The organism is Pseudomonas sp. CCC4.1 (genome assembly GCF_035019225.1).
In the GTDB taxonomy this organism is placed as follows: domain Bacteria; phylum Pseudomonadota; class Gammaproteobacteria; order Pseudomonadales; family Pseudomonadaceae; genus Aquipseudomonas; species Aquipseudomonas bubulae.
Genome location: NZ_JASJWL010000001.1, coordinates 210,855 through 223,542, shown reverse-complemented (window position 1 = coordinate 223,542; position 12,688 = coordinate 210,855). Strand labels below are relative to the sequence as shown.

At 59.7% G+C, this 12,688-nt stretch carries 14 protein-coding genes; 3 read left to right on the top strand and 11 right to left on the bottom strand.

Features of this window, described 5'->3' with window-relative positions; translation table 11 throughout:
* Positions 1-17: 17 nt before the first annotated feature.
* Positions 18-1,487, top strand: coding sequence for an efflux transporter outer membrane subunit (locus QN377_RS00985; protein WP_169916347.1), 1,470 nt, complete (start codon positions 18-20; stop codon positions 1,485-1,487).
* Between the two features lie 144 nt (positions 1,488-1,631).
* On the opposite strand, the gene QN377_RS00980 is transcribed toward QN377_RS00985, so the two are convergent.
* Genes QN377_RS00980 through QN377_RS00965 form a run of 4 tightly spaced genes read right to left on the bottom strand, consistent with a single transcriptional unit; the run spans position 1,632 to position 4,823 of the window.
* Entirely contained in the window at positions 1,632-2,846 is a 1,215-nt protein-coding gene (locus tag QN377_RS00980) for a pyridoxal phosphate-dependent aminotransferase (protein ID WP_146540910.1), read from the bottom strand.
* A complete protein-coding gene (locus QN377_RS00975) occupies positions 2,843-3,481 on the bottom strand; it encodes an RraA family protein (protein WP_095000122.1) in 639 nt (212 codons plus the stop codon). The genes QN377_RS00980 and QN377_RS00975 overlap by 4 nt, the downstream gene beginning before the upstream one ends.
* Complete coding sequence (locus QN377_RS00970) at positions 3,481-4,143, bottom strand: RraA family protein (protein ID WP_095000123.1); 663 nt, start codon at positions 4,141-4,143, stop codon at positions 3,481-3,483. Before QN377_RS00970 ends, QN377_RS00975 begins: the two co-directional genes overlap by 1 nt.
* A complete protein-coding gene (locus QN377_RS00965; RefSeq protein ID WP_169916345.1) occupies positions 4,143-4,823 on the bottom strand; it encodes an RraA family protein in 681 nt (226 codons plus the stop codon). Before QN377_RS00965 ends, QN377_RS00970 begins: the two co-directional genes overlap by 1 nt.
* Positions 4,824-4,928: 105 nt before the next feature.
* Here QN377_RS00965 and QN377_RS00960 point away from each other — a divergent pair, with 105 nt between their 5' ends.
* The gene (locus tag QN377_RS00960; RefSeq protein WP_322212840.1) at positions 4,929-5,822 is read left to right on the top strand and encodes a LysR family transcriptional regulator; all 894 of its coding nucleotides are present in this window, start codon (positions 4,929-4,931) and stop codon (positions 5,820-5,822) included.
* 108 nt (positions 5,823-5,930) lie between these two features.
* Positions 5,931-6,746: an alpha/beta fold hydrolase gene (locus QN377_RS00955; protein ID WP_240055604.1), complete on the top strand. Its 816-nt coding sequence runs from the start codon at positions 5,931-5,933 to the stop codon at positions 6,744-6,746.
* Here QN377_RS00955 and glcF read toward each other — a convergent pair.
* The 7 genes from glcF to QN377_RS00920 all read right to left on the bottom strand — a co-directional run bounded on the left by glcF (position 6,743) and on the right by QN377_RS00920 (position 12,527).
* On the bottom strand, positions 6,743-7,960 hold the full coding sequence (glcF, locus tag QN377_RS00950) for a glycolate oxidase subunit GlcF (protein WP_322212842.1): 1,218 nt from the start codon (positions 7,958-7,960) through the stop codon (positions 6,743-6,745). The genes QN377_RS00955 and glcF overlap by 4 nt on opposite strands.
* Positions 7,961-7,963: 3 nt before the next feature.
* Positions 7,964-9,025, bottom strand: a complete 1,062-nt coding sequence (gene glcE / locus QN377_RS00945; RefSeq protein WP_095023355.1) for a glycolate oxidase subunit GlcE — start codon at positions 9,023-9,025, stop codon at positions 7,964-7,966.
* Positions 9,025-10,524: a glycolate oxidase subunit GlcD gene (gene glcD / locus QN377_RS00940; protein WP_095018519.1), complete on the bottom strand. Its 1,500-nt coding sequence runs from the start codon at positions 10,522-10,524 to the stop codon at positions 9,025-9,027. The genes glcE and glcD overlap by 1 nt, the downstream gene beginning before the upstream one ends.
* Before the next feature lie 181 nt (positions 10,525-10,705).
* Positions 10,706-11,251, bottom strand: a complete 546-nt coding sequence (locus QN377_RS00935) for a DUF4410 domain-containing protein (protein WP_095018520.1) — start codon at positions 11,249-11,251, stop codon at positions 10,706-10,708.
* Between the two features lie 90 nt (positions 11,252-11,341).
* Positions 11,342-11,551: a hypothetical protein gene (locus QN377_RS00930; RefSeq protein WP_095000131.1), complete on the bottom strand. Its 210-nt coding sequence runs from the start codon at positions 11,549-11,551 to the stop codon at positions 11,342-11,344.
* Between the two features lie 33 nt (positions 11,552-11,584).
* A complete protein-coding gene (locus QN377_RS00925) occupies positions 11,585-11,752 on the bottom strand; it encodes a hypothetical protein (protein ID WP_165446467.1) in 168 nt (55 codons plus the stop codon).
* 151 nt (positions 11,753-11,903) lie between these two features.
* The gene (locus QN377_RS00920; protein WP_095018521.1) at positions 11,904-12,527 is read right to left on the bottom strand and encodes a TetR/AcrR family transcriptional regulator; all 624 of its coding nucleotides are present in this window, start codon (positions 12,525-12,527) and stop codon (positions 11,904-11,906) included.
* Positions 12,528-12,688: the final 161 nt, after the last annotated feature.

Genomic DNA, 12,688 nt, shown 5'->3' with positions numbered 1-12,688 from the left:
CATCGTAATCATTCAACATGAAGTCGATGCCTTGCTGGACGCAGTCAACACTGCGCTCCAATGTTCTTGAGAATATCATTGTGATTACTAGATATTACCCTGCTCTGTTTTGTAGCGTGATGCTGTTGGCAGGTTGTAGCACTCATCTGCCCGATGTGAACGCTGTCAAATCACAACTGGCGCTGCCTGCAAAATGGCGTAATGCATTACCTGAGGGTAAAGATATAAAGCAGACACAGCATTGGTGGCGCTCATTTCAGGACCCTGACCTGGACGCTCTGGTGGAACGTGTACTGCGCAATAATAATAACCTGGCAGCGGCTGCATACAGGGTCAAAAAGGCAGAGGCACAAGCGGGTATTGTCAGGACGAATTTAACACCAGGTGTATCAAGTGGATTCAAACTGAGCAGTAGCAAGGAACTGAACAGAGGAAGTTCGGAACAAAAGGCTTTTACCAGCACATTCTCCTTGAGCTACGAGCTGGATTTATGGGGGCGTCTTGCAAAGGCTCGCGATATCTCGGCCTGGGAAGCCATGGCGACCCGGGAGGATCGTGAGCACATCGCGATGCAACTGATCGGTACAACAATGGAGCTGTACTGGCGATTAGCGTTTTTGAATGAAAGCATTGAAATTAACGACACCAGCATTGCCAGCGCCCGTTCAATCCTTGAGCTGGCACGCCTGGGTGAATCCGTTGGGCAGGAGGGGCGTCTTCAGTCGATTCAGGCAGAGCAACAGTTAAGTGTACTGCTGGCCGATAAAACAGGGCGGCTTCAACAGCGTGAAGAAAGCCGCAATGCCTTGTTGGTTTTATTGGCGTCGCCTATGGGATGGGATGACACGATCAAGATTCGTCCAGTTCCGACTCAACCGTCTACAGCGCTACGGTCGGAGATACCTGCCCACATTCTGAGCCAGCGACCCGACATGAGGGCTGCTGAACTCAGGTTGCGCGCTCATTTCAGCAATATTGAGATCCAGCAAAGAAACCTCTATCCGGCAGTGAATCTTACGGCAGGTATCACTGGAGGAGGGACACGCGAACTGTCAAATATTCTGCGAAATCCGGTGGGTTTTTTTACGGCAGATTTACTGCTTCCGTTTTTTGAGTTCAATAAAGGCAAGTTGCAAGTTGAAATCGCCGAAGCAACGTACCAGGAGAGTATCGAGTTATACAAAAAACAGTTGCTTGATGCGCTGCAGGATGTTGAGAACGCACTGTCGGCCTATAAACAGCTCACCGATGAGGGGCTCTACCTAGCCCGTGCCCATGAATCTTCATCCCGGGCAGAGCGCATTGCTGAAATACGCTATCGCCTTGGGCAGTCGAATATAAAAGAATGGCTGGATCAACAGGATGCGAAGCGCAGTATCGAACTGCGACTGGGTAAGAGTCGCACTGATCGGTTGATTGCCATGGTCAAGTTTCATCAGTCTATCGGTGGCGGCTGCGGTGATGGATGCGCTGATGCCTTGCGATGAAAGGTACCTGGGCAGGTGCTTCAGGTTTATTTGCCGGCTGTGTGCGTTAAGTGCTCGCAGGCCTGGTTGATGTGTGAGTTTCAACTCAAGCCATGCGTTTAATTGAATTTAATGTTTTCCGGGGCCGGCCAATCCTGCTGCACGTCAGCGCACAGCCATGCAAAACCTCCTGATCGCCTCGCAGGCCCGGCGCAACACGGCGTCATCCAGGGCATAGGCAATACGGATATAGGGCCCCAGGCCAAAGGCGCTGCCATGCACCACGGCTACACCGGCTTCGTCGAGCAGGGCCAGGGCCACGTCTTCATCGGTGGACAGCACCCTGCCTGCGGGCGAGGTGCGGCCGATCAGTCCGGCGCAGCAGGCGAACGCGTAGAAGGCGCCTGCCGGGCTGGTGCATTCAAGGCCCGGTATGCTATTGAGCTGGTCGACCATCAGATCGCGGCGCTTCTGGAACGCGATACGGCTGCTGTGGATAAAGTCCTTGGGGCCTTCCAGAGCGGCGAGAGCGGCCTGCTGCGAGATTGAGCCGGCTCCCGAAGTCTGCTGGCCTTGCAATGTTTCCATGGCTTGCAACAGCCAGCGCGGGCCTGTGGCAAAACCGATACGCCAGCCGGTCATGGCGTAGGCCTTGGACACGCCGTTCATGGTCAGGGTGCGCGCTGCCAGGCGTGGTTCAACCTGGGCCAGGGTATGGAACAGCTGATCATCGAAGATCAGGTGTTCGTAGATATCATCCGCCAGGATCAATACATGAGGATGGGCCAGCAGCACATCGGCCAGTGCCGCCAGCTCGTCGCGGCTGTACACCGCCCCCGTCGGGTTGGAGGGCGAGTTGAGGATCAGCCAGCGCGTTTGCGGGGTGATTGCCGCTGCCAGTGCCGCTGCGGTCAGCTTGAAACCGGACGCTGCGTGGCAGGTCACGAAGCAGCTTTGTGCGCCGCATAACTGAACCATCTCGGGATAACTGACCCAGTAAGGCGCCGGGATGATGACCTGATCTCCCTCATTGAGGGTCGCGGCCAGGGCATTGTAGATCACCTGTTTGCCGCCGTTGCAGACCAGGGTGTCCTGCCAGCCGACATCCAGGCCGTTTTCACCACGGAATTTGGCCGCCACCGCTTCTCGCAGTGAACGTGCGCCAGCGACCTGGGTGTAGCGGGTGTGGCCCTGGCCTATGGCGCGGATTGCAGCGTCGCGTACAGGCTCGGGCGTATCGAAGTCCGGTTCGCCAGCGCACAGTGAAATGATCGTGGCGCCTTGGGCGCGGCGCTCTGCAACACGGTCGATGATCCGATAGGTGGCCGAGGGCAGGGCGCTTGCCAGGTGCCGGTTGAGCCGCTGGATATCGCTGCTCATGGGCGGTGTCTCCAGTGAGTCAGGTTCATCAGTTCGAGCGTGGAGCGGCCTTCAGTCAGTGCCTGCATCATATGGGCTTCCTTGTCGGCACGGGATTCGCCTTCGGCGAAGGTACGTGCGGCGTGTGCCTTGGGGATGATGATCACACCATCATCGTCAGCCACCAGCAGATCCCCCGGCGCCACCTCTGCGCCGTTGAAATTGAAAGCCTGACCGACCGAGGTGGCGCTGGCCTTGACGGTGCCTCTGACCGAGATGCCGCGGGCAAATACCGGAAACCGGCGCGCCTTCAAGGCCGCGATATCACGTACCCCGCCGTCGATGACCAGGCCGACCACACCGGCTGCCTGTGCCGCTACGGTAAGGACTTCGCCCCAGTAACCGGCAATAAAATTACCGGTACCCACCACCAGCACACTGCCGCGGGGCACTTGTTCAAGGGCCAGGTGCAGGGCCAGGTTATCGCCAGGAGCGCATTGCAGCGGGTACGCCGGCGCGGCGATAAAGGCGCCATCCCAGATCGGGCGGATGCCGCTGTCCACGGCACAGGCCAGGTGTGATGCCTCATACAGGGTCGAACTGCCGAGGATTCTGGCCCGTTCGTGGTAGTTCAGGGGCAGGGCGAGTGTGCTCATCAGGCTTTCCTCTGCAGGCTGTGGTAGCCCAGTGCAGCGCGGGCGCTTGCAAGGGTCTGGCCTTGACTGATCAAGGTACGGATTTGCGCTTCGACGGTTTCAATCTGCCGCGCACAGGCGGCCACTTGTGCGGCATGGGCGCGGGGTACGATCACTACGCCATTGGCGTCGGCCACCACGATGTCACGGGCACAGACGCGGGCGGTGCCAATGGAAACGGGCTGGTTGATCGACTGCACCTGGACACGGTCCTTGCCGGTGCGCATAAAGCGGCCCTTGCTGAAGATCGGATAACCGTCTCCCAGCGCCTTGTTCACGTCACGGCAAACACCGTCGATAACCGTGGCAGCGATGTTTCGGCTGCCGGCGTACTGGGTCATGATGTCGCCCCATACGGTGCAGTCGGTGCGCCCGGCATTGTCGATCACCACTACGTCACCGGGCAGAACTTGCTCGATAAAGTCGCCCACGGTCCCGGCAGGCACGCTGGCCGGGACGTACTGCACTGTGAATGCCGGCCCGACAATAACCGTGCTGTAGTTGCCCAGCGGCATCACGCCCAGGCATTGGCCGGGCAGGCCGAGCTTGTCCAGGGCATCGGAAACCCCCGGCGTGTCCAGGCCCTCAAACAGGGCGACCAGTGCTTGATCTTCAGGGTTCATCAGACGTGCTCCGTGCGGATGGCTTCAAACTGGCTGTCATGCATGACTTCGGCTACGGAGCGACCGCTGCGTACTGCGTCGAGCATGACTTGCTGACGCCGGGCGATACGTTCGCCAAGATCGACGACCTGAGCGATATGGGCCTGGGGCACAAACACCGTGCCGCAGTTGTCGGCGATCACATAGTCGTCTTCGCTGACATTGACCCCGGCGACTTCGATGGTCACGGCGGCCGCTATCTGCATCACGCGATTGCGCGCACTGATCATGGTGACGCCACGGCCGTAAACCGGATAACCGATTGCCGCACTGCCATCAATATCGCGGCTGCAACCGTCAATGATGGTGCCTCGCACCTGTTTGGCGAGCGCCGCATTGGCAAGGATATCGCCCCAGCAAGAGATGCCCTCGATACCGCCGGCGATCACCAGCACCCGATCATCCGTGTTGATGTGTTCGACCACCGGGGTGATCAGGTGGGCGCTGGGCACCGTGTCGGTCTTTGCGGCCAACAGTACGGTACTGGCACGGCCAACGATCGGCGGGCAGTTCCACAGCGGCCGCAGCCCCACAGTGGCCCCTGCCAGACCAAGAAAATCCAGCGCATCGGACACGGTATTACTGTCCAGTGCCGCCAGACGCTGGAGTACAGTCCTGTCGGTCGTGCTTTTGAGCGTCATCGCGCAGCCTCAGTGGTGGTGTAGGTGCTCAGTGTCGGCGAGGCTGTTTGATAGGTATATTCCTGTTCACGTAAGCTTTGGATACGTTAAACCTATGGAAAAACCATGATCAATTTCCGTCTGAGCCGTCACCTCTGGCTCTTTCTGGCCGTCGCCGAAGAGCAGAACTTCGGCCGCGCCGCCAAGCGCCTAGGCATGTCCCAGCCGCCGCTGAGCGAGCAGATCCAGGTGCTGGAGCAAGCGCTCAAGGTCAAACTGTTCGAGCGCTCGCGGCGCGGTGCCAAGCTGACGCCGGTGGGGGCGGCAATTCTGCCGGCCGTACGCAAGTTCGCCGAGCAGTTGGAGCGTCTGGAGCTGGCCGTGGATGAAGCGCTGGCGGGGCAGTCGGGGATGCTGACCATTGGCGCAATTTCCACGGCCATGTTTGATGTACTGCCGGGCCTGATCGAGCGGTTGAAGGAGGATTACCCGCACTTGACCGTCTCGGTGCGGGAAATTGACAGCGTCGAAGCGGTGCCGGCGCTGGAGGCGGGGGATATTGATCTGGCGTTTGCCCGTCTGGACGGTGATCTGGGGGACTCAATCCAGTCACTGCCGCTGCTGGAGGACCGCCTGATGCTGGCCCTGCCCAGTGATCACCCGCTGGCAGCGCGCACGCGCATCAGCCTGGCCAGCCTGTCCAATGAGCCTCTGGTGATGTTTTCGCGCAAGGTCAGCCCGGTGTATTTCGACAATCTGATTGCCACCTGCCGGGCAAGCGGTTTTTCCCCGCGGGTGTTGCACGAAGTGCGTTCCGTGGCCTCGCAAATCGCCTTTGTCAGCTATGGCCAGGGCATTGCGCTGGTGCCTGCGTCCTTGAAAAAGCTGGCTCCCGCCAATGTGGTATTCCGTGCACTGAGCGAAAAGCTCAACGTGGTGACCACTGCCGTGGCATGGAATGCCAATCGGTCGAACCCGCTGATAGAGGCGATCATTGCTCGTTTAAGCGCCAAGGCATGATGTTTTTGATAGGTTTGGCCTATGTAAACCTTCTGGTCTTAGGCATTTACACCAGGGCCGATGTGCCTGACATTGGTCCGCCGCCTTAACGCTTCAGGAGTCATGCCCGTGCCCGTACCCGCAACCTTTGCCCATACCCAAGTGCCGCTGGAGGTAGAGGGTGTGCACTTGACTATTGCCGCTCTTCACCGAGAAGGGGAACTGGCACCGATTGTCTTTCTGCATGGCTTCGGTTCGAGCAAGGAAGACTATGCCGATATCGCGCTGCGTGCGGAGTTCGCCGGGCATGCCTTTCTGGCCTACGATGCGCCGGGGTGTGGTGACAGCGGGTGCAGTGATCTTGCCCGGGTTTCCATCCCTTTTTTGCAGCAAACGGCGCTGCAAGTGCTCGAGCATTTCGGCATCGAACGCTTCCATCTGGTGGGCCATTCCATGGGCGGGTTGACCGCCCTGATGCTGGCCCATCAGTTCCCGCAGCGGGTACTCAGTTTTGTCGATATCGAAGGCAATATTGCCCCCGAGGACTGCTTTCTCAGCCGTCAGATCATCGACTGCCCGAGTGATGATCCTGAGCTGTTTTTTACGGCCTTTATCGAGCGTGCCCGCCATGCCCCGGCCTATGCCAGTGCCCTGTATGCCGCGAACCTGAGGCACAAGGTGCGTGTGCAAGCGGTGCGGGGGATTTTCGAATCGATGGTCGAGCTGTCCGATAACGCCAACCTGATGGGCAAGTTTCTCGGCTTGCCGTGCCCGAAGATGTTTATGTTTGGCGACCAGAACGCGTCACTGTCCTACCTGCCGCATATCGCGGCTCACGGCGTACGCCTGGGGCAGATCCCGGCTTGCGGCCACTTCCCGATGTATTCCAACCCGATTGCGATGTGGCAGCACATGGCGGATTTTTATGGGGCAATTTCAGGCTAGGGCAACGCCGCCTCGACCAGCTCGATCCAGTGCCGCACCGGGGTTCTGCCTGCACTGTCGAGGTGTGCCTGGCAGCCGATATTGGCCGTGACAATAACCTCGGGGTGCGCGCTTTCCAGTGCGTTGAGTTTGTTGTCGCGCAGTTGCCGGGACAGTTCGGGCTGGGTCAGCGAATAAGTGCCTGCCGAGCCGCAGCACAAGTGGCTGTCGGGCACCGCGGTCAGGTTGAACCCCAACCGGGTGAGAATGCCTTCAACCGCGCCGCCGAGTTTTTGCCCGTGCTGCAAGGTGCAGGGGCAGTGGAACGCCAGCCGTTGATTGCTGTGCACACCGAGGGTGTGCAGTGGCTCGTCGCGCAGCACTTCAACCAGATCCCTGGCCAGCGCACTGACCTTGGCAGCTTTTTCGGCATAGGCCGGGTCGTTGCCGAGCAGGTGGCCGTAATCCTTGATAAAGGCACCGCAGCCGCTGGCGGTTTGCACGATTGCTTCGGCCCCTTGTTCAATCCCCGGCCACCAGGCATCGATATTGCGCCGGGCGCGATCAAGTCCTGCGGCCTGGGCGTCCAGGTGGTAGTCCACTGCACCGCAGCAAGCGGCTTCTCGGGCAGGAATCACGCTGATGCCCAATCGGTCCAGCACTCGGGTCGCTGCTGCGTTGGTGTTGGGTGACAAGCTCGGTTGCACGCAGCCTTCGAGCAGCAGTACTTGCCGGGCATGGCGGGGGGTAGGTCGCAGCCCGGGCGTAGGGACCTGGCCTGGCAGTTTGTCTTGCAGGCGTGCGGGCAGCCAGGGGCGCAAGATCTGACCACTGCGCAGTAGCCACCTGAACCGGCCCGCATTGGGTATGACGCTGCGCAGCCCTTGACGCAGCAAGCGTTGCCCGAGCGATCTGGGTACCTGGGCGTCAACCATTGCCCGGCCAATGTCCAGCAGGTTGTGGTAGTCGACGCCCGAGGGGCAGGTGGTTTCGCAATTGCGGCAAGACAGGCAACGGTCCAGATGCTGTCGGGTTTTCTGCGTCACCTGATTGCCTTCCAGTACCTGTTTGATCAGGTAAATACGCCCCCTCGGGCCGTCCAGTTCATCTCCGAGCAACTGATAGGTCGGACAGGTGGCGTTACAGAAACCACAGTGCACGCAACTGCGCAGGATGCGTTCAGCTTCCCCGGCGAGGGGCAATTGGCGGGCCTGTTCGCTCAACGTGGTCTGCATGGTTCAAAGCTCCGCGTACAGGCGCCCGGGGTTGAAAATACCCCGCGGGTCGAGTTGTTGTTTGAGGCTACGCTGGTAGCGCATCAGAGCCTCCGGTAACGGCTGGAACGGGCTGTCGACAAGACCGTGGCTGTAGCAGGTGGCATGGCCGCCGACCTCGGTTACGACCGTGCGGATAAAGCTCGCCTCAGCATCCGACTTGAGCCAGCGCTGGGCACCGCCCCAATCGATCAACTGCTCACCGGGCAGCTCAAGTTCCGGGGTGTTGTTGGGCAAGGACAGGCGCCAGAGGGGCTGGCCCTCATCGAAGAAGCTCAATTGGTGTTCGTTGAGCCGTGTCCAGAACGAAGCGTCCAGGCGCTCGCCGCCCAGGCGTTCGTGAGCCGCCATCACCGAGCCTTCGCCACCCTCCAGGCGCAGGTGCAGGCGCTGGCCATCGTGGCAGGCAGCGCTGATCGGCAGCGGTTGCCGGCCCCATTCGGCGAGGCGCAGCAGGGCTCGCGCCGTGTCCAGTTCCAGGCTGATACTCAGGGATTGCCGCGGCTTGGGCAGCACCTTGAGTGACACTTCGGTGATGACTCCCAGTGCGCCGTAGCTGCCGGCCATCAATCGGGACAGGTCATAGCCAGCGACGTTTTTCATGACTTCGCCGCCAAAACGCAAATGCTTGCCGTGCCCGGTGATCACCCGGGTGCCGAGGACAAAGTCCCTGAGCGAACCTGACCAGGGCCGGCGCGGCCCCGACAGGCCGCTGGCAACCATGCCACCGACCGTGGCGGCACCGAAAGAGGGCGGTTCGCAGGCCAGCATTTGCCCGGCTTTATCCAGCACCTGCGCCAGCTCCATCAGAGGCGTACCGCAGCGTGCGGTGATCACCAGCTCGGTGGGGTCATAGCTGACAATGCCCCGATGGCCGCGGGTGTCGAGCACTTCACCGGGCACGCTGCGGCCAAGGAAGGCTTTGCTGTTGGCGCCCTGGATACGTAGCGGGGTGGCGTATTGCAGCGCCTGATTGACCTGCTCCAGCAACAGGGCGCTGGTATCGACATTGTCTGCACTGCGCATCAGAACCGCTCCAGTTCGGGGAAGGGCAGTTGCCCCATATGCACGTGCATGGCGCCCAACTCGGCGCAGCGATGCAGGGTGGGGATGTTCTTGCCGGGGTTGAGCAAGCCGCCGGGGTCGAAGGCGGCCTTGACGGCATGAAACAGGGTCAGTTCATCGCTGTTGAACTGCGCGCACATCTGATTGATCTTCTCGCGGCCTACGCCGTGTTCGCCGGTAATGCTGCCACCGACCTTGACGCAGAGCTCAAGGATCTGGCCGCCCAGGGCTTCGGCGCGCTCAAGTTCCCCGGGCTGATTGGCATCGAACAGAATAAGCGGGTGCATATTGCCGTCACCGGCATGAAACACATTGGCCACTCTCAGGTTGTAGTGGGTCGATAATCCGGCAATGGCCTGCAGTACGCCGGGCAACTCACGGCGCGGAATGGTGCCGTCCATGCAGTAGTAATCCGGCGCAAGGCGACCTACGGCGGGAAAGGCGTTCTTGCGCCCGGCCCAGAAGCGCACCCGCTCAGCTTCGTCCCTGGCCTGGCGCACGGAGCTGGCGCCAGCCCGTTCAAGCACCTGGCGCACGCGCGCGCAATCGTCATGTACATCGGCTTCGACGCCATCGAGTTCGCACAACAAGATGGCGTGGGCCTCGACCGGGTAACCGGCATGAATAAAATCTTCGGCGGCGCGGATGGCCAGGTTGTCCATCATCTCCAGCCCTGCGGGTATGATGCCGGCGGCGATGATGTCAGCCACGGCGCGACCGGCTTTTTCAACCGAGTCGAAGGCTGCCAGCAACACTTTGGCGGTTTGCGGTTTGGGCAACAGTTTGACCGTGACCTCGGTAATGACCCCGAGCATGCCTTCGGAACCGGTAAACAGTGCCAACAGATCGAAACCAGGTGAGTCGAGGGCATCCGCCCCCAGGGTCAGGTGCTCGCCGTCAACGGTCAGTATTTCGATCTTTAGCAGGTTGTGCACGGTCAAACCGTACTTGAGGCAATGCACGCCACCGGCGTTTTCAGCGACGTTGCCACCGATCGAGCAGGCAATCTGCGAGGACGGATCCGGCGCGTAGTACAGGTCATACGGCGCCGCTGCCTGGGAAATGGCCAGGTTGCGCACACCGGGCTGAACCCGTGCAGTGCGGGCGTCGGGGTCGATATGAAGGATAGCGTTGAAGCGCGCCATTACCAGCAGCACGCCTTTTTCCAGGGGCAATGCCCCTGCGGACAAGCCGGTACCGGCCCCGCGTGCGACCACCGGCACGCGCAACTCATGGCAGATGCGCAACACGCCCTGTACCTCGTCCAGTTGGCGTGGCAGCACTACCAGCAGGGGCGTGGTGCGATAGGCGCTAAGCCCGTCGCATTCGTAGGGCTTGAGTTCTTCACGCTGATGCAGGACTTCTAGGTTTGGCAAGCGTGTGCGCAGGGTGCGCAGTAATACGGCTTTATCGACGTCCGGCAGGACGCCGTCGACGCGTTCATCGTAGAGAATGTTCATGGCGGCTCACGACACTCGATTGTTCTTATTGGAGGTCTGTTCCGTATGCAGCCTAGTCGCAAAGTGCGCCCTGTATCACTTGCAGGGTGATATCGGTGGCGTCGGTGTTGAAACCGGGGGTGATAAAAAGCGCTGTGCTACTGGCCCTTGAGGTACAAGGGCCCGCTAGCGGGGCAAAAGGTCAATAGGCCTTGGCGCTTTTGATATCGGCAATGATTTGCCGGGCGATGGCTTCGACCTGCTCCTGGGTCATGGCCGACATGACGCCTTCCCAGGCCGATGATGACGTATCGTAGGTCCGGGTCCCCAGCAACTGGCCGGTCTTCAGGTCGGTGAAGTCTGCACTTGAGTTGACCCAGGCATTCCCCACCATGATGCCTGCGCCATACCGTGCACCCGGCGTGATGTAGCGGAAGTTGCTTACTTTGATCTTGATGCCCACACCGTCTTTTCCATCAAGGCTGAGCAGTTGGGACTCAGCAAGGCGGTAGCCCTCTGCAGAGGCTTCGGCATGCAAGGCCTCCTTCCATTCTTGCTTCAGCAGGGGCCAGTCCTCGTTCTGTTGAACCTTGCTGTTGCCTTCAAAGTTGACGCGCAGGTTTTGCTTGGCCGTTGCCTGGATCGGCAGCATGGGGCTGCCACCGCTTTTAACCGAGGCCGCGCAGCCGCTCAACAGTGAAATGGCCACGGCACAGTACAGCGCAGACGAGAGTTTGGAAGCGTTCATTGAATGTCCATATTCTGGGGATGAACGCTATCTATACCGCAACGCCTCAGATTTTTCACCGGCTTTAATGGCTCTTAGCCAGTATCGGCATCAGTGAAGCGTCGCCGCCCGGCCGATTTCGCCAATCCGGATCCGGTCCAGCGCCCGATTTAGAGCATCAAGCGCGTCGATCAGGGCCTTGGCCTCGGCTTCGCGGCCATCACCCCACAGGCGTTCGGCCATTTTGTTGAGGGCCTGGATCGATTGTTCTATGCCAGCTGCCGTAGCTGCCGGGTTTTCTGCGGTTTGCTTCTTGGACATGTCAAAAATTGCGCCATAAGTAATGGCTGCATACTAGCGCCGGATGCGGTTTTTTTGCCAACTGGCATCGCTGTGGAAGGTGCCTGTATCGCCACGCAGCACATAAAGGGTGGCCCTGTAGGCCGATGTCACCCGTGTGCATTGCAGGCCGCGAATCTTGTGGTACGCCCAGGCCCAGCCGTGGTTGGTTTTACTGCTCATCGGTGTGCCTGCGTTTTCATCATCTAGATCCTGAACGACATGAACCTGATTGGACTCGATTTCGCTCAGTAGTTCCCTGGCAATGACGGCGCAAACAAAATGATTTACATGAACAGTCATATGCAAGTTATTGATTTACATGATGTCAAACCTATGGCTTTGCCTGGGATTCCTCTTCATCCATGAGCACCAGTGCGCCAACGATCAGTGCACGCATGCCGCGGTCCAGCTCGGCCTCCATCTCGATTTCTTCGGCCAGGCGCTGGGCTTCTTCAACGGGCTGGCCGGTGACTGAATACACCGTGTCGGCTACGGCAATTCCGTGGAAGGCCACGGTTGCCAGCAGCCAGCGGGCCTGCGCCTTGGTAATGCCGTAGACCTGGGCGATATGGCTCTGATGCTCGTCGATCTTGGCGAGCATCGGTTGGGTCGCCGCCAACCGGCGAATCACGTAGGGCGTCAAGCCGGGGTGGGCCTTTACAAACAGGCGCACCGAGGTGGCAAACACCGTCAGGTAGTCCTTGAGTTCACCACGCTGATCGGCGTCGACCCGCGGTATCTGCCAGCGGGTGAAGATCTCTTCGGCGATCAGATTCTTCAGCGCCTCCAGATTGGCAACATGCTTGTAAAGCGCCATATGACTGACCCCCAAAGCGGCAGCAACGCCGACAAAAGTGATACCCGGCAGGCCGATCTCGATGCCTGCTTCGACGATGCGCTCGCGGGTGATGGTGCGAGGACGCCCGCGGGTCGCGGGTGGTTGTGAGGCGTTCATGGCCGTTCCTTGATCGGTGAGGAGTGTCTTGTAGCTGTCTTGTCAGCATTTCGCAAATTAGTTTATAGTCATGCAACTAATTAAGGTTCTCATTTGCGAGCCACTATCAGTTGCGCATACACCCCCCTTGTTTGCGCTTAACCGGAATGCCAGTGGCCTTC